At 72.2% G+C, this 17,725-nt stretch carries 8 protein-coding genes; 1 reads left to right on the top strand and 7 read right to left on the bottom strand.

The window, feature by feature from the left end:
• Positions 1-87 precede the first annotated feature (87 nt).
• From ACIRG9_RS22540 to xylA, 4 genes are all read right to left on the bottom strand, one after another.
• Positions 88-6,372: an RHS repeat-associated core domain-containing protein gene (locus tag ACIRG9_RS22540; protein WP_402859105.1), complete on the bottom strand. Its 6,285-nt coding sequence runs from the start codon at positions 6,370-6,372 to the stop codon at positions 88-90.
• A 97-nt stretch (positions 6,373-6,469) separates the two neighbouring features.
• On the bottom strand, positions 6,470-9,760 hold the full coding sequence (locus ACIRG9_RS22535) for a LamG-like jellyroll fold domain-containing protein (RefSeq protein ID WP_402859102.1): 3,291 nt from the start codon (positions 9,758-9,760) through the stop codon (positions 6,470-6,472).
• Positions 9,761-10,016: 256 nt separating this feature from the next.
• Positions 10,017-11,459: a xylulokinase gene (xylB, locus tag ACIRG9_RS22530; RefSeq protein WP_402859100.1), complete on the bottom strand. Its 1,443-nt coding sequence runs from the start codon at positions 11,457-11,459 to the stop codon at positions 10,017-10,019.
• Positions 11,460-11,470: 11 nt separating this feature from the next.
• Positions 11,471-12,658, bottom strand: a complete 1,188-nt coding sequence (gene xylA, locus ACIRG9_RS22525; protein ID WP_402859097.1) for a xylose isomerase — start codon at positions 12,656-12,658, stop codon at positions 11,471-11,473.
• Between the two features lie 49 nt (positions 12,659-12,707).
• Here xylA and ACIRG9_RS22520 point away from each other — a divergent pair, with 49 nt between their 5' ends.
• Positions 12,708-13,967, top strand: a complete 1,260-nt coding sequence (locus ACIRG9_RS22520) for an ROK family protein (RefSeq protein ID WP_402859094.1) — start codon at positions 12,708-12,710, stop codon at positions 13,965-13,967.
• A gap of 26 nt (positions 13,968-13,993) precedes the next feature.
• On the opposite strand, the gene ACIRG9_RS22515 is transcribed toward ACIRG9_RS22520, so the two are convergent.
• The 3 genes from ACIRG9_RS22515 to ACIRG9_RS22505 form a co-directional block, all read right to left on the bottom strand.
• Positions 13,994-14,515: a MarR family winged helix-turn-helix transcriptional regulator gene (locus ACIRG9_RS22515; protein WP_402859091.1), complete on the bottom strand. Its 522-nt coding sequence runs from the start codon at positions 14,513-14,515 to the stop codon at positions 13,994-13,996.
• A gap of 240 nt (positions 14,516-14,755) precedes the next feature.
• Positions 14,756-16,456, bottom strand: a complete 1,701-nt coding sequence (locus tag ACIRG9_RS22510; protein WP_402859088.1) for a VWA domain-containing protein — start codon at positions 16,454-16,456, stop codon at positions 14,756-14,758.
• A gap of 171 nt (positions 16,457-16,627) precedes the next feature.
• Positions 16,628-17,662 (bottom strand): lactonase family protein, encoded by a 1,035-nt coding sequence (locus ACIRG9_RS22505; RefSeq protein WP_402859085.1) that lies wholly within the window; start codon positions 17,660-17,662, stop codon positions 16,628-16,630.
• Positions 17,663-17,725 lie beyond the last annotated feature (63 nt).

The following is a 17,725-nucleotide window of genomic DNA, read 5'->3' as shown; positions in this document are numbered from 1 at the left end:
AAATCGTGGCCGCGCCGGGATGCGGCGGGCCGCCGGTGGTCAACGACCGCCGGCGGCCCGCCTTCCGTCCCCTGTAGAGCCCAGCGCCTACCACCCCCACGCGGTGTTGGCGGCGCCGGCGCCCATACTGGCCAGGCCCCAGACATTCGACTTGTACCCCGTGCTCACGTAGCCGCGGTACAGGGCGGCGCCCGCCCGGTCCCGGGCCCGGGTCATGCCCGCGGTGGCCCGGGCACCGAGCCGGGTCGGCAGTCTCGGCACCCGGAGCCCGGCAACCTTGTTCGCGCCTCGATACAGGACCTTGGAGGCGCCACCGTAGGCGGCTCCGAGCCCACCTGTCGCCCCGGAGAGCAGATTGAGCGCCCCGGACCGGTAGTTGCCGTTCCGGAAGTCGCGGTACGCGTCATACCCACTGCTGATCGCCGCCCCGATTCCGCAGACCACCGTGGCGACGACCGAACACACGGCGAGGATGTTCGAGCGGTTCTGCCAAGCCCACTCACCGGCGGCCTTGGCGCCATGCCAGGTCGCCTTGGCGCCCTTGCCGATGGCGTTCCCGGCCGCCTTGCGGCAGGCGCTGCTCCAGAAGCTGGTCAGCTTGCACCGCTGGTGCTTCTGCTTCTCCTTGGCCGCGGCCTCGCGGGCCTTCTTCGCCAGCGCCTCGCGCGCCTTACGGGCGGCCTCCTCCCGGGCGTGCTTGGCGGCGTACTCCCGAGCCAGGCGCCGGGCCTCCGCCGCCTTCCGCATGTAGTCACAGCCGTCGCAGTAGTGGCGTGCCGGCGACGACGACACCGGCCTCGAGTAGTTGCAGCCGTCGCAGTAGTGTTGCGCCGCCGAGGAGGAGCCACTCGACTTCTTGGTGCTGGTCTTCTTCTTGGCCTTCTTCGTGGCCTTCTTCTTCGGCGGCGGGTTGTTGTAGCCACCGCAGCCGTCGCAGTAGTGACCGCCGGGCAGGAGCCGCCACTGCCCGTCCGGGTCGCTCATCGTGACCGGCGTGTTGTCGGCGTACGCGTACCCGTTCATCTGCTGGGGGTCTTCGGTGCCGATGAGCGGGTCCACCGAGATGAACCGGCCGATGTCCGGATCGTACTCGCGGGCACCGAGATGGGTCAGCCCGGTGGTGGCGTCGACCGTGCCGCCCACGTAGCCCTTCTGGTCCGGCCAACTCGCCGGAGCCGTGCCGCGCAGTTCGCCGAACGGCAGGTAGCGGCGCTGGGTCAGAGACAGGTTGTCCGCGTCGACGGCCAGTTGCGCCGTCCCGTGCTGGTCCTCCGCCTCGAACGAGAGCCCGTCTGTCGTGGAACGCACCGCGGTGGCCGAGCCGATGTCGTAGTACCGGGTCGCCGTCACCGCGTCCGTGGACCTGGCGAGCCGCAGCTCCATGTTGTCGAGGTAGAGGGTGACAGCGTCCGGCTCGCGACGGATCAACCGGTCCCCGTCGGCGTCGTACAGGAACTCGGTGGCCTTGCCGCCCTCGATGACCGAGGCCAGGTCCCCCTCGGTGTTCCAGGCCAGGGTCTGGCCGGAGCCGCCGACCGTACGCCCGATGGTGTTGCCGGTCGCGTCGTAGCGGTAGCTGTTCGTCTGGCCACCGGTCGTCACGGTCGAAAGGGCGTGCGGCTGGGCCGAACCGGCAGCCGGATAGGTCGAGGCGCTGGTGGTCCCGGCACCGGTGGTCGGGTTGTAGTTGGTCTCGGTGAGCCGGTTGCCCGTCTTGTCGTAGGTCCAGGACTGCCAGTAGGGCGCGGGCCCGCCGAGAACGCCCACCGCCGGCGCGGCCGCGCAGTTGTCGGTCGCCGTCCAAGCGGTGGTGAGCCGGCGCAGGTGGTCGTACCGGAAGCACTGGGTGTCGGCCGAGCCGCCGGAGGGGGTGTCGGCGATCCGCGTGACGTTGCCGGCGCCGTCGTAGGTGTACTTGACGTCGGCCAGGTGCAGCGGCGACACGTTGCGATCCACCAGCGCACGGCTGAGCTTGCGGGTCGCGTCGTCGTAGAAGAACGTCTGCGCGACCTGTTTGCCTGACACCGCCGCCATCGTGTACTGCAACGGCTCGTCGTAGGGGCTGTAGGTGGCCGAGACGAGCAGGGAAGACAGACCCGTCTGGGCCGTCTGGAGCCGGCCGTCCGCATCGTAGGTGTACCGCAGGGTCTCCGACACGAGGCCACCGGCCGCAGGGTACGAGACGGACAAGGGGTTACCGGTCGCCGTGTACCCGGTGTTCACCCGGTAGCTGCCGGCCAGCTTGCCCTCCGCCGCCGGGATGGTGACCGTGGTACCCAGCGAGCGGTAGCGGGAGTCGTAGCCGTTGACCGACGTCGTGTAGGCGTTGCCGTTGACGTACCGGGTGGACGAGGCGGCCTGCCCCTTCACCACGATCCCGTTGGTCAGGGTGTCGTAGGTCCATTCCGCCAGCTTCGGACCGGAAACCGACCCGGCGTACATGGCGGTTTTGCGACCGAGCGAATCGTACGCATAGGACAGGGTGGCGCCGCGTGCGTCGGTGGTGGTCAGCATCTGGTCGGCGTCGTCGTAGGTGTAGGTGGTGGTGCCCTTGTCCGGGTCCTCCTCTTGCACCTTGCGGCCCCGGATGTCGTACGTGTACCGCCAGGCGTTGCCCACCGGGTCGGTCACGCTGGCCAGCTCACCAGCCCTGGTGTACGTGTAGCGGGTGGCGTCGTAACCGCCGCTCGGCGTACCGCCGGAGTACTGACGCAGCTCGGCCGTCCGGCCCTCCGGATCGGTGATCGTCGTGGTGGCCGTCCCGCCCGTCGGCGGAGTGACCGAGACGCGGTCGCCGCCGTAGCTGGTGGTGGTGCGCCACTTCTCCGCGCCGAAGGAGAGGAAGATCTCCGCCGTCTCCCGCTCGTCGCCGTCGTAGACGGTCCGGGTCTGGGCCGGCACCGCGTTGTCGGCGACGGTCAACAGGGTGGTGCCGGCGGTGCCCTCGGTCCAGTAGGCCGCGTTGCTCTTCACCTCCAGGCCCCGGGAGTCGTAGAAGGTGTCGGTGACGATCCGGCCGCCGCCCGCGGCGGGCTGCTGAGTCTGACGCTCCCGCAACTGGCCGTCGTAGAACGCGTACTCGGTGTCGTACTTCTCGTCGTCGCGAATCGTCTGGGTGGTGACCACGTTGGGCGCGTCGGCCCGGATGAGGTAGGAGAACTTCATGGTGGGGGTGGCGCCGCCAGCCTTGGACCGGTCGGGGAGCCAGACCCCGGTGGATCGGCCGAGCGGGTCGTAGGTCAGGTCGGTACGCCGGCCGTTCGGGTCCACGATCGCGGTCTCGACGCCCCACGCCGGCTCGAACGTCGTGGCAGTGGCGTGCCCGAGCGGGTTGGTGACCGTGGTCGCGGTGACCGGGCCGGTGGCCGGTGTGAAGACGGTGCTGGTCTTGCGGTTCAGCTCGTCGAACGTGTCCAGGGTGCGCCCGTAGCTGTCGTACGTCGCCCGCGACGCCTGCACGTACACCGGCGTGTCGCCCGAGTACGAGGCCAACTCCTGAGTCAGGGTCTCGTCGCCCCTGGTCGGCGCCGTCCCGAACGTGGTCGAGCCGTCGTAGAAGGTCCGCTGGTCGGAGAGGACGTCCGCCGGGCGGGACGGCGTCACCGTGCACGCCACCGCGACCCGCTCCACCCGCGCCTCGTAGTCGATCATCCACTTCGCCGTGTCGCGGGCATACGTGGTGCGGTTGCACTCGTCGTCGGCGCTCGTCGAGGTGTCACCGAGGTCGTTCATCATCGTCGGCAGCCCGTACGAGTCGTAGCTGGTCTGGACCTCGGTACGCCGCCAGCCGCCGGCGGAGAGCGCGACGCGGCTGCGTGTCTTCGCGACGCCGGTCAGGTACGCCTTCACCGAGCCGTGCGTGGCGGTGGCCGCCGAGACCCAGGGGTCGTTGATCTCGCCGGTCAGCACGGCTCCGCCGGCCCCGTCGTAGGTGGTGCTCTCCCGGGTGAAACCCGCCAACGCCCGGTGGTCGGCGATCGACACCCCTTCCGAGTCGGTCACCGACACGCTGCGGGTGCCGGAGCTCAACGCATCCCCGTCCATGCCGCGCAGGTAGAGCGTCTCGTGCTGCGAGCGCACTCCGCCGGACGCACCGTGGGTCACCCGGACCCTGCCGTAGCCGCGCCACTCGCCCCAGGTCCGGTATTTCGCCGGAGTCAACTCGTTGTCGTTCTGGTGCCAGGCGCCACCGCCGAGGTACTCGTAGTCGGTCTGCTCGATCCCGGCGACGCCCGACTGGTCGTCCTCAAGCACCTGCACCGCGACGTACTTGTGGAACCAGTCGAGCTGCGGCTGCAACGCTCCATCCGGCACCCAGTACTGCGGGAAACAACGCTTCGTGTTCGTGTCCGGGGTCGGGGCGGCCGCTCGGGTGCACTCCCGGCCCGAGTAGTTGACCCGCACGTGCCCACCGGATTCATCGTAAATGTCGGTCAACCGCCACTTGTACAGCGGTGGTATGCCTTCGAGCGCGTCAACCCGGTTCTCCAGTTGCACCCCCTCGAAGGTCACCGCCGGCAGGGTCAGGCTGCCACCGACCTTGCCGGCCCGGTTGATCGAGGCGAGCCAGAGCGAGGGCGCCGTGCCGTCGCCCGGGGCGCGGAACTGGTAGCCCAGCGTCCAGATGTTCACGTCGCCGGAACCGGCGACGCGGGTGGTGACGCTCTTGAGGCGCTTGCGGGTCCAGAAGGTCGGGGCGTACCGGTCGGTGCAGCTCGCGCCGGAGTCGCAGTTCTGGTCGTACGGCACGTCCGGCCAGTTCTTCGCGGTGTCCTTGGTGATCGCACCGGTGCCGCAGGTTGCCCCGTCGGCGCACCGTTCCTCCATGCCGAAGACCACCTGCATCGGCGCTGCGGCCGAGTAGATCGTGTCCGCCCGCTGCCCGTAGTCGATCCGGCCCAGGTAGCCGCCGCGAACGTACGCCGTGCCGGCCGACGCGGTCAGGTTGCGGCCGTAGTAGTTCCACTCCTTCGTGTACCAGTACGACATCGCGTTGCCGTTCGGGTCCACGACGTAGTCCAGGTTCCACCGCCACGCCTGGGTGCAGTACGAGGCCGCGAAGGTGCTGGCGTGGCACGGCTCACCGCTGTCGTCACCGAAGACCGGCACCGTCCACGCCGACTCGGTCACGGCGGCGTTGGTGGTCCAGCCCGGCAACCGGTTCAGCCCGTAGAAGTACTGCGTGCCGTCCCGGGACGTGATCTTCCAATACTCCCCGTCGTTGTCCCCGTTCGTGGCGCCGGTCAATTTCTCCACTCGCGAGCCGTCGTCGTTGCGCGGATGCCACGCGCCGGTGCTGTCGTCCTTCACCAGTTCCACGGTGCGCCCGCCGAGGGAGAGGAAGGCGTTGTCGACCTGCCAGCACAGATCCCACGGCTTCGGGGTGAACGACACGTCATCGGAGCACGCCCCGTACCGCCGCTCGATGAAGCCCTCGCTGAGGTCCCAGCCCTCACCGACCCAGGACGACTGGTTGTTGGTCGACACCGTCCGCCCGTCCACGCTGCCCGACGAGTAGGCCAGGGTGATGTCGGGTTCCGGGCCGCCGAACGCGGGCACCTCCGCCAGCGGATACGACCAGGCGAAGTCACCGGCCGAGCCGCCGGCCTCCCAGGACGACGACGCCGACAGCGAACTCGCCTTGTAGTCCCCCGCGCTGCCGGACGGGGCGGCGGTGGCCGCGAAGACGCTCGCGGTGGCCCCGACCGGGACGTCGGCGGTCAACCGCCCGGACCGGGCGTCGTTACGGGTCGCCAGCGGCGTGCCAGCGCGACACTCCGAACGCTCCGGGCTGGTCAGCACGCACGCCGGGAGCCGCACCAGGCGCAGCCGCGACCCCCAGTCGCCGCCGTACGCGTCGCGGAATGCCGAGTAGTCCAGCTCGACGGACACCCCGCCGGTGCCGGTGCTGCCGGTGCTGCCGGTGCTGCCGGTGGTGGCGAGGGTGAGCAGCAGCCCGGCGAGGTCGGCCCGGCGGGCGACGTCCTGGCCGAGCACCTCCACCCGCAGGCCGTCCGGCTGGCCGGCGCCGATCGCGCCGACCCGCACCGGCAGGCTGCCGGCGCGGACCCGGGCCGCCCGCACCGGCGCGGACAGGCCGCCCGCCAGCGCGTCTTTTCGGTCCGCCGCGGAGAGCCCGGCCAAATTCGGCGGCAACGCCACCTCGACGACGCCGGGGGCCGGCCAGGCCGCGGCGGGCGTCACTCGCCGCCCCGCGCTGGATGGCCGTGACGCCGCGGGCGTCAGGTCCTTGCCGGGCACCGGCCGCTCCCGGGCCACGTCGGGCTTCCACGGCAGCGGGGCCGCCGCGGCGGATCTCGCGGGCACGACCAGCGCCCCGGCCGCCAGCGCGGACGCGAGCACACTGGCCATCGCCACAGTCAGCCGTCGCTGCCGCGTAGGTCGCCGACGACCACGGCGCGTCACGATCGTTCTCATCGCCGATTCCTTCCGTTCGTGTTCCGGTGCCCTACCCGGCCCGCGCCGTGGACAGGTCCCAGATCGCCTGGTCGCTCAGCGGTCCCGCGTACGTCCGGACGTCGTCCACCGCACCGGTGAGGTACTGGTCGAACGTCACCCCGGCCCGTCCCCGGCCGATCCGCACCGCGCCGCCGGCCTGCCAGGTGCCCGCGAAGTACGTCTCGGCGACGAACTCACCGTCCACGTAGAGCCGCAGCGCGTGCGCCTGCGCGTCATACACGCCGGCGAGGAAGGTCCAAGCACCCACGGTCGGAACGCCGAACTGGTCCACCGCCTCCCGCACCTCGGCCGAGGCCGAGTCGCCCACGGGGGTACGGATCGACCAGCGGTACGTTCCGGCCGCGGCGTCCCACGACCAGCCGAGGTTGGCGCCACCGACGCTGCCACCGTCCTGGCTGAGCGCGATGCCGTTCTTGGTCAGCGCGCCCGGCCGGACCCAGGCGGTCACGGTGTAGCTGCCGTCCGTCCGGATCGCCGGGGCGGTGGTGCTCAGCACTCCGTCGGCGAGCTGGACCGCGTTGCCGCTGACGCCGGCGGTGCGGGTCACGCCGGTGGCCGACCATGTCGCCGGATGCCCGCCGACGGAGTCCGCGGCGGTGGTGCCCGAGGTCTCGTCCAGCTTCCAACGCCCGGTCAGGCGCGGCACCTGCTGGATCTCACCGGGCAGCAGCACCCGGTCGTAGAACCGCTCGGCGTCAAGATCCCCGGGCCAGTAGTCGGTGAAGTTGCCCTTCCACTTCGACCGGCCCAGCTGTATCGGGCCGCTGCTGTTCCACGGCGTGGTGTAGCTGGTCGTGCCCTCCAGCACGCCGTTGACATAGAGCCGAAGCTGCTGCGCGGGCGCGTCGTACACCCCGATCAGGTGGTACCACTCGCCGGCCACCGGCGTGGTGGTCGAGGCCGCCTGGATGGTGGTGGCCGAGTCGCTGTCCGCGTTCATCCGCTTGAACTCCCACCGCTGGTAGGTGGCGGAGTAGTAGAGCAGGAACGCCGCGCCCCGGCTGCCGGGCTGGGAGATCGCCGCCCCGTTCTTGGTGGTCCGGTCCAGGCGGACCCAGGCGCTCACCGAGAAGGACCTGGTGGTGTCCGGAACCAGGTCGGTGGTGGTGGCGTACCCGGTGGCACCGTCCAGGTTCAGCGCGCCGCCGGTCACCCCCTCCGTCCAGGACGCGCCGCCGGCGAGCGTGGCGTGATGCCCGCCCGCGATGTCCTCGGCGACGGTGCGATCACCGGTGTCGTCCAGCGGCCAGTCGGCGACCGGCCCGGACGGCTCGGTGGCGTAGAAGACCACGGTGGCGACTTCGGAGCGGTTCCCCGCCTTGTCCACGGCTCGCACATGGATCCAGTTGACGAACCTGTCGGGCACCACCGTGATGTTCACCGGCGAGGTGCCCGCGGCGGGCGTCGCCTTCTTGTTCAGCGCGGTGACGTCTCCGTTGACGCTGTAGTCGTAGTACGACACGTCGCTGCCGCCGTTCGGGCCCAGGGTGACCGCCAGGTTGGCACCCATGACGGCGTTCGACTCACCGTTGTCCGGGAAGCCGGAGGAGGTGACGGTGGGGATCGGCGGGCGGGTGACGTCCACCTGGAACTCGCAGAACGCGCTCCAGGCGCTGCTGTCGGTGCCGTCCTCGGCGCGTACCCGCCACTTGGCGACCGCACCGTTGCCGAACGCCCCTGCGGGCACCGTGACCGCCACGACCGTCGGGGTCTTGCCGGCCACCGTCGGTGACGTGTAGCTGCCGACCGCCGCCGAGCCGCTCGCGGTCCACCACTCGAAGTGGGCCTTGACCGCGTTGTCCGCGTCGCTGACGGTGGCCCGCAGGGTCGGCGTCGCGGTGCCCAGCACCAGCCGCCCCGAGCCGGCGGTGCAGAGGGTCGAGTTGTCGGTGGTGAGGTTGGTCGGCGCGTTCGGCACCGTGTTGTAGTCGATGGTGAAGGTCGGGTTGTTGCGGAACTTCTTCCACGACAGCGTGTCCTTGTTGGACTCCGCCGTCGACGACGCCCGCAGTCCCTCGGTGATGCTGGTCCACTTGTTGGCGGCTGCCTTCTGCACATGGGCGGTGACGTTGAACTCCACCCCGCCGGTCGGGCAACTCGACGAGTAGCCCTTCGCCACACTCTTCGCGTCCAGCTTGGTGATCCAGCTCGGCTGGTTCTTCCAGGTCGTCGCCGACGAGATCCCTCCGGTCTCCCACACCTGCACCTCTCGGGTGGTGCACGACCGGGACCACGTCTCGTACGTCTGCAGGGTCGCCTTCAGTACGTGCTTGCCCGCCACGCCGGAGGTGTCGATCCGGAACAGCGACCGGGTCAGCTTGCCGTCGGTGGCGTCGTACCCGACCCGGGCCACGTTCTCCGAGGAGCCGAGGTTGGCGCCGTTGTAGAAGGAGGTGGTCGGGTAGTTGCTCCACACCTGGGTCCAGGCCTGCCGGCTGCCCGACCAGGCCGGATCCAGATAGACCGGGTATTGGGTGTCCGGGCCGGACAGCAGGTCATGGTCCGGCACGAGGGTCAGCGCGTCGGCGGCGAGCGACATGCCCATCGAGCGCACCCGGCCGCCGGGTAGCACGGCGGCACCGAGGCTCGCCTGTCCCGGCTCCGCCGCGGCGGCTGTCTCCCCGGCCGAGTCCCACATGTACGCCGCCGGGGCCCGGAACACCTCCTGCCCCGCCCGGTTCATCGCCGACAGGCTGCCGCCCTGCCCGGCCCGGATCTCCAGGCCGGAGACGGTCGTCGCGAAGCGCAGCCGGCGCAGGGCGGGGTTCGCGGCCGCCTGAGCGGACTTGACGACCAGCAGCTGGGAGAGGCCCTCGACCTCCGCCCGGAGCAACAGGTCGACGCCGGGCAGCACCTCGCGGTAGGTGGCGGTGTTGCCGTCGAGGACGGGCGTTGGCAGCCGCCCCGGCCACGCCAGGGCCAATTCGGTCTCGTCGCGGCGTAGCCGCACCAGTGGCCCGCTGCCGCCGCCGGAGAACGTCATGTCCAGCGTCGTCGCGGCCGGCGCCACCGTGCCGTCCGCGCGGGCCTGCAGCGTGGTGTCCACCGGCACCCAGTCCGTGCCGCGTCGCACCCGTTCCGGCACCACGGACTGTCGAAGGGTGAAGGTGCCGTTGGGGTTCGCGAAGACCTGGGTGTTCTCGGTCCGCAGCGCGGTCGCCTCGACGCGCTGACGGCTGGCGAGAGCGGCAGTGCGGGCGGCCTCCTCGCCGAGTGCGGTCGACCCGGACGGGGCGGACGGGGCGGCTGAGGCCGCGGGTGCGATCAGCAGTCCAGCCACGACAGCGAGCGCCGCCGTCAGAACCGTACCGGTCCGACGGCGGGTCACGGAGGCTGACGGATTCCCGGCAGACATCGACGTTCCTCCCAGGTCTCAAAGGTTCCCTGGAGAGTCACGCATCGACATATCGCCGGGCTACTCGCCGCCTATCGTCGGGGCATCGCGTCCGGCGGGACGCAACTGGGGCGGAACAGCCGGCACCGGAAGCACAGCGCCGGCGGTGCCCCGAAGGGCACCGCCGGCGAAGCGGATCGGTTCAGTCCGCGTCCCGCTCGATGATCAGATCGCGTGCCTGGGAGTAACGCGCCCGAATCGCCGGGACCGGGTCCGCCTCGTAGACCTCGACGGGTTCGGCGGACCACGTCGGCGGCTCCGCGCCGCCCAGTGCGACCCAGGCGGCCTGGCGCGCGGCGCCGTCGGCGACGTACTCCCCGGGCGGCGGCACGACCACCGGCCGGCCGAAGACCTGCGGGGCGATCCGCCGCACCGCCGCCGACCGGGCCCCGCCGCCGACCAGGATGATCCGGCGGGCCGTGGCACCCTGCTCGGTCAGCGCGTCGAGCCCGTCGGCGAGCGCGCAGAGCATCCCCTCGACGGCGGCCCGGGCCAGGTGTCCCGGGGTCGCGCTGCCCAGGGTGAGGCCGTGCAGCGCCCCGGTGGCGGTGGGCCGGTCCGGGGTCCGCTCCCCCTCCAGATAGGGGACCATGACCAGCCCCTCCGCGCCGGCCGGGGTGGCCAGGGCCAGCTCGCTCAGCTCGTCGTGGCCGACCCCTAGCAGGGCCGCCGCGGCGTCCAGCACCCGGGCCGCGTTCAGCGTGCAGACCAGCGGCAGGTACCGGCCGGTGGCGTCGGCGAAGCCCGCCACCGCGCCGGTGGCATCCGCGGCGGGGGTGTCCGCCACCGCGAAGACCGTGCCGGAGGTGCCGATCGAGACGACCACGTCACCCGGACCGGCCCCGACGCCGAGCGCGGCGGAGGCGTTGTCCCCAGTGCCCGGGCCGAGCGGCACGCGCCCGGCCGCCGCGCCCGCGAGCGCCGCCGGATCCAGCAGCCCGGCCGACTCCGCCGGGCCGAGCACCGTGGGCACCACGAGCTGCCGCCCGAAGGCACGTTCCAGCAGGTCGAACCGGTATTCACCGGCCCGCGGGGACCAGTAGCCGGTGCCACTGGCATCACCCCGGTCGGTGCGCAGCGCGGCCAGCCCGGGGGCACCGGCCAGTCGCCAGGTGAGCCAGTCGTGCGGCAGGCACACGGCGGCCACCCGGTCGGCGTTCGCCGGCTCGTGCCGGGCCAGCCAGCGCAGCTTCGTGGCGGTGAAGCTGGCCACCGGAACGCTGCCCGTCGCCTCGGCCCAGAACCGCCGGCCGGCCTCGCCGCCGCCCGCCTCGGCGATCAGGTCCTGGGCGGCTCCGGCGGAGCGGGTGTCGTTCCACAGCAGCGCGGGACGGACCACCTGCCCCGCCTCGTCCAGACAGACCATGCCGTGCTGCTGGCCGCCGACTGCGACGGCGGCGACGTCGGCCAGCCCGCCGGCCGCGTCGATCGCGGCCAGCAGGGCGTCCCACCAGGCGTGCGGGTCGACCTCGGTGCCCTCGGGATGCGGCGCGCGGCCCTGCCGGACCAGCGCGCCGGTCTCCGCGTCCCGGATCACCACCTTGCAGGACTGGGTGGACGAGTCGACCCCGGCGACGAGCGGCATCGCGGCCCGCCTCAGCGCGCGCCGAGCAGGTGCTCGACGGCGAGCTGGTTGAGCCGGACGAAGCCGAAGCCCTTCGCCCCGGCCGCCTCCGGGTCGAAATCCTCGAACGCGGAGCGGTCGGCAAGCAGGTCGGCGCAGCTCTCCCCGCTGCCCAGCGTCGGCGTGGACAGGTCACCGACCTTGCTGGCGGTCAGCGCCTCGGCCACCTCCGGGTCGGCCCGGAACGCCGCGGCCCGCTCCTTGAGCAGGAGGTAGGTGCGCATGTTCGCCGCCGCCGACGCCCACACCCCGGTGAAGTCCTCGGTGCGGGAGGGCTTGTAGTCGAAGTGCCGCGGCCCGTCGTACGCGGGACCGCCGTTCGGGCCGCCGTTCTCCAGCAGGTCGACCAGGGCGAACGCGTTGAGCAGGTCGCCGTGGCCGAAGACCAGGTCCTGGTCGTACTTGATGCCGCGCTGGCCGTTGAGGTCGATGTGGAACAGCTTGCCCTGCCAGAGCGCCTGGGCGATGCCGTGGGCGAAGTTCAGCCCGGCCATCTGCTCGTGGCCCACCTCGGGGTTCAGCCCGACCATCTCGGGGCGGGCCAGGGTGGAGATGAACGCCATCGCGTGCCCGATCGTGGGCAGCAGGATGTCGCCGCGCGGCTCGTTCGGCTTGGGCTCAAGGGCGAAGCGCAGGTCGTAACCCTGGTCGACGACGTACTGGCAGAGCAGGTCGACGGCCTCCCGGTACCGGTCCAGCGCGGCGCGGACGTCCTTGGCCAGGTCGTACTCGGCGCCCTCCCGGCCGCCCCACATGACGAAGGTGCGGGCGCCCAGCTCGGCGGCGAGGTCGACGTTGCGCAGCACCTTGCGCAGCGCGTACCGGCGGACGTCGCGGTCGTTGCTGGTGAAGCCGCCGTCCTTGAACACCGGGTGGGTGAAGAGGTTGGTGGTGACCATCGGCACGACCAGTCCGGTCTCGTCGAGGGCCTTGCGGAACCGGGTCAGGTGGGCGTCGCGGGTGGCGGCGTCCGCGCCGAACGGGACCAGGTCGTCGTCGTGGAAGGTGATCCCGTACGCGCCGAGCTCGGCGAGCCGGTGCACGGCCTCCACCGCGTCCAGCTCGGGGCGGGTGGCGTCGCCGAACGGGTCGCGAGCCTGCCAGCCCACCGTCCAGAGACCAAAGGAGAACTTGTCGGCGGGGGTGGGACTGGGTGCCATGGCGGACCTCCGAGGGTGTCGTCCCCAATTTGTTCAGTGGTTGAATTAAATGACCGCGCTGTGGCAGTGTCAAGGGGTGACCACCGACAGCACCACCGGGGCGGTCCGGCAGGGCAGTCTCCGCGAGCTCAACCTCGGGGTGGTGCTCCGGCGGATCGCCGCCGCCGAACGCCCCCCCTCCCGGGCCGATCTCGCCGCCGGGACCGGGCTGACCCGCGCCACCGTCTCCGCGGTCGTCGACGACCTGATCGCCGGTCGGCTGGTCGCCGAGGCGGCGCACACACCACGTACCGGCGCCGGGCGGCCGGCGCGCGGCCTGGTGCTGGCCACCGACGGCCCGGCCGGGCTCGGCCTGGAGGTCAACGTCGACTACCTGGCGGCCTGTGTGGTCGACCTGAGCGGCGCGGTCCGCCACCACCTGGTCCGCCGAGCCGACCTACGCCCGGTCTCCCCCGCCGACGCCCTGGACCGGCTCGCCCGGCTCGCCGCCGAGGCCCGCGCCGCGGCCGTACGCGACGGGCTGACCCTGGCCGGCGCGGCGCTCGCCGTGCCGGGCCTGATCGGCGACGGCGGCCTGGTCCGGCTCGCCCCCAACCTGGGCTGGCGGGACGTGGACGTCCCCGGGCTGCTCGGCGGGCACCCGCTCGCAGAGCCGGTCGACGGGATCCCGCCGTTGGTGGTCGACAACGAGGCCAACCTGGCCGCCCTCGGTGAACTGCACGCCGGCTCCCCGGGGCCGGCCAGCTTCCTGCACATCTCCGGCGAGATCGGCATCGGCGCCGGAATCGTGCTCGACGGGGCGCTCTACCGTGGCGCCCGCGGTTGGAGCGGAGAGATCGGTCATGTCCCGGTGCACCCGGAGGGGCGGCCCTGCCGCTGCGGCGGCCAGGGCTGCCTGGAGCAGTACGCGGGCCAGGAGGCCATCCTGGCCGCCGCCGGGTTGACCGGCGCGGAACTGCCCGCCGACACCGCCGCGACCCGGCTGGCGGACCTCGCCGGGGCCGGCGACCCGGCCACCCTGGCCGCCCTGGCGGACGCCGGCACCGCCCTCGGGGTGGCCGTGGCGGGCGTGGTGAACCTGCTGGACCTCGACACCGTGGTGCTCGGCGGCGGATACGCCCCGCTCGCCCCCTGGCTCTGCCCGCCGGTGGTCACCGAGGTCTCCCGGCGGGTGCTCACCGCGGCGTGGGCACCGGTCACGGTGCGCCCGGCGGCGCTCGGCGCACGCTCCGCGGCGGTCGGCGGCGCCGCCTCGGTGGTGCGCCGGATCGTCGACCGGCCGGTCGGCTGGCTGGCCCGGGCCGGGTGACCGGCCCGCAGCAGCCGGTGTGTCGCTCAGGCGGTACGGGCCACCGGCGGCTCGCCGGGCGGCACCAGGTACGGCGGCTCCCCCGGCTCGACCGGCGGGTGATCGATCCGTTCGCCCGCCGACTGAAGCACCGGCCAGCCCTCCGTGGCGGCGGCCTCACCGCGCCGCGCGACCTCGTCGAACTCGCGCATCCCGTGCAGCAGCGCCGCGCGCCCCTCGACGCTCATCCCGGTAAGGATGCGTTCCAGCCGGCGCCGGCGGTCGGCGCGCAGCTCGGCGAGGAGCCGGGTCGCCGCCGGGGTGAGGTGCAGGGAGATCTCCCGCCGGTCGTACCGGCCCGGCTCCCGGTCCAACATGCCGGCCGCCACCAGCCGGTCGCAGAGCCGGCTGGCCGAGGAGAGCAGCATGTCGGTGAGCGTGGCGAGGCGGCGCAGGTTGATCCCGTCGTACTGCTCCACGACCATGACCGCACGCAACTGGGCGCCGGAGAGCCGGCTCGTCGTCCGCTCCCGGGCCGCCTCCCAGACGGCCAGGAGAGTGCCCGCCACTTCGTCCAGTGCGACGGCCACACTCGCGTCAGGTCCGTGAGAACCACGTTGTTCGACCATGGTGAGCCCGACACTACCCGGCGCACCCGGCCGGCGACCTGTGCAAAGGAGCAAAGATGCTCGACCCGGATCAGTTCGCCGACCACTTCGGACGCACTGCCGTCACTTTCTCCTGAGCCGGGAAACCTCCACCGCGCCGGACCCACCCGGTACGGCGGAAGCCGTTCGCTGAGGACCAGGTCAGCGGGGTGCCGCGGGTCGCAACGCGATGGCCTGCAGGAAGATCTCCCCGATCTTGGTCGCGTCGGCGGTGACGAACGGCCGGCCACCGGTGATCGCCGTGATCGGTTCGAGCTCCGCCTGGCTGACGTCGGTCCCGATACCGATGATGATCACCTGAATTGGCTGCTCCGGGTCGCGCAGCTTCTTGAGCTGGGCGAGCAGGTCCTTGTGGGAGATACCGTTGTCGTCGTCGTTCTTGCCGTCGGTGAAGAGCACGATCGAGTTGACCTTGCCCGGCTGCCAGTCCTCCTGGACCTTCTTGTAGGCCGCCAGAATCGTGTCGTAGAGGCCGGTGTCGCCGCTCGACGGCTTGATCGAGCCAAGGCCCTGCCGCAACGCGTTGCGGTTGCCCGACAACGGCTTGATCGGTACGACTTCCTGATAGTCCTGCGACCCCTTCAGGTTGGTGGAGAAGGTCCACAGCCCGATCGACCAGGAGTCGTCGAAGAGTTCGAGGCCCTGGTTCGCCGCGGCGACGGTGACCTGCAACCGGCTGGCACCGTTGGCGGTCGCCACCTTGCTCTTCATCGAGCCGGAGACGTCGATGACGGCGAGCATCCGGCCGGACTGGGTGGCGGCGGTCCAGGTGGTGGTGGCCGCCTGGATGGCGGCCGGGTCCGGGCCGGCCGGCGCCGTCCCACCGTCCGTCGGGATCGGTGCCCCCTGCGGCGCCTCGAACCCCTCACCCCAGTTGCCGTCGGGTCCGCGCAGCGACTGCGCGGCGAGCCGATTGCGGAATTTCGAGGCGCTCAGCACCTCGAAGAGCGACTTCGCGGCCGACGCCTTGACCGGCTCGATACCGGGCAGGACCGCGAACGGGTAGTCCAGCGGCATCGGCGCCGGGTCCAGATAGAGCGCGGCCAGCGGGACCGGCGGCTTGGTGCTGTTGTACGCGATGACGTCCTCTTCGGACAGCGGCGCGGCGCCCAGCCCGCTGGCGATGGTCGTCGGGTCGGACGAGCGCGGGAAGCGCGCCAGGAGGTCCTGCCGCAGCGACGAGCGGTTGGTCGCCAACTGCCGCATCGCCCCGGTCGTCGCCTCCTTCGACTTGCCGGCCGCCCCGATCAGCGCGAGCAGTCCGGACAGGCCGGCCGCGTCCTGGTTCGGCTCGACGATGCCGGCGCGCAGCGGCTTGCTACTGGTGACCTGGCCCAGCAGGTCGCTCCAGGTGAACTTCTTGTCCGGCCAGCCCAGCTGGGCGGCCACCGGCTCCGGCACGGCCACCACCACCGGGCTGCGGGCGATCGAGGCGCCGATGGCCGGGTCGAAGGCGGCGGCGCCGCTCTTGAGCCGCACCAGCCAGGTGGAGGAGTCCGGCACCCAGACGTCCGGCGTCACCGCCGTGCCGCTGGCCTGCCCGACACCGGCCAGCGTGACGCCGTGCTTGCCCGCCACCGCGGCGGCCACGTCGACCGACTCGGCGGCGGTCACGTTCACGGCGACGCACGTGTCACCGACCGCCGCCCCGTCCTTGACCCACTGGTCGGCCGATGCCTGGACGGCGGGAGCGATCTCCGGCACGGCCGCCACCGACAGCTGGATCCGCCCCGAGCAGGACGGGCCCGACAGCTGCTGGTAAGCGAACCAGGAGCCGGCTACGACGACGACGAGCGCGGTGGCCGCCGCGACGGCACCCGCCCCCCGGAGCCTTGAACGCATGCGATGGCGGCCAGACACGGTGACCATCTTGCGTACCTCGTGGGGTTACTGCCACAACCGTTCGGCCGAAAGTTATGCAGCAGAAACAGTTGACCAGGAAAACCTTACCTTGAGCAATCAATCAGTGATGCCCCGTGGCCGCCGCCCATCCGTGCGTCGCGAGGCCCGGCTTCAGGGCCGTACGCAGGTCGGACTCGCCACCGGCACCGGCTCACCCATCGGCTCCGGCACCCCGGTGTCGGAGTCCACCCGGAAGGTCCTGATCATGTCGGCCCGCTCGTCGGCCACGTAGAGATACCCGCCCGCCAGGGCGAAGTGTCGTGGCCACTCCCCGCCGGTGTCGACCTCGGCCACCAGCTCGGGCGCCGCGCCGCCGAGCGCGAACACGGCCACGGTACCCACCCCCCGGTTGCCGACGTAGAGGAAACGGCCGTCCGGCCCGACGGCGACCTCGGAGGGCTGGACGTGCCCGACCCGCCCGCTCGCGTCCACCCGGGTCCGCTGGTGCAGCCCGTCGGCGGTCAGGTCGTACCCGGTGACCGTCCCGTCCAGCTCGCCGACCAGCCAGCAGCGCCGCCCGTCGGGGTGGCGGGCGAGGTGCCGGGGCCCGGTGCCGGCCGGCGTACGCAGCCGCGGGGCGCGCGGCACCAGCCGGCCGGAGGCGGGGTCGAGGTCGTACCGGTAGACCGAGTCGGTGCCCAGGTCGACGGCGAGCAGCGGACCGCCGTCCGGGTCGGGCGAGACCATGTGGCAGTGCGGCCGTTCCTGTCGGTGCGGGTCGGCGCCGTGCCCCTCGTGCCGGACCAGATCGCTGCGGTCCCCCGGTACGCCGTCGGCGTCGAGCGGGAACACGGCCACGCTGCCGCCGCCGTAGTTCGCCGCGAAGAGGTAACGCCCGTCCGGGGCGACCACCACGTGACAGGGCTCGGCCCCGCCGGTCGGGCGGACCCCGATCAGGTCGAGGCCGCCGTCCGGGGCCACCCGGAACGCGCTGAGCTGCCCCTCGGACAGCTCGTTGACCGCGTAGAGCACGGGCGACACCGGATGCCGGGCCAGGAACGACGGCGACGGGGTGACCGCCACCGTGCCGAGCGGGGTCAGCTCCCCCGACACCGGGTCGCGGCGGGCCGCGACGATGCCCTCGGCCCGCCCGCCCGACTCCGCCGTGTAGCCGCCGATGTGGACGACCTCGTCCTGTGCGCTCACCGGTTCCACCTTCCGCCGAGTCCTCCGTCGATCCAACCAGAGGCTTACCGGGATCCCGGCCGG

The sequence above is a fragment of the Micromonospora sp. NPDC093277 genome, from assembly GCF_044765245.1.
In the GTDB taxonomy this organism is placed as follows: Bacteria; Actinomycetota; Actinomycetes; order Mycobacteriales; family Micromonosporaceae; genus Micromonospora.
This window is presented reverse-complemented; position numbering and strand designations above follow the sequence as displayed.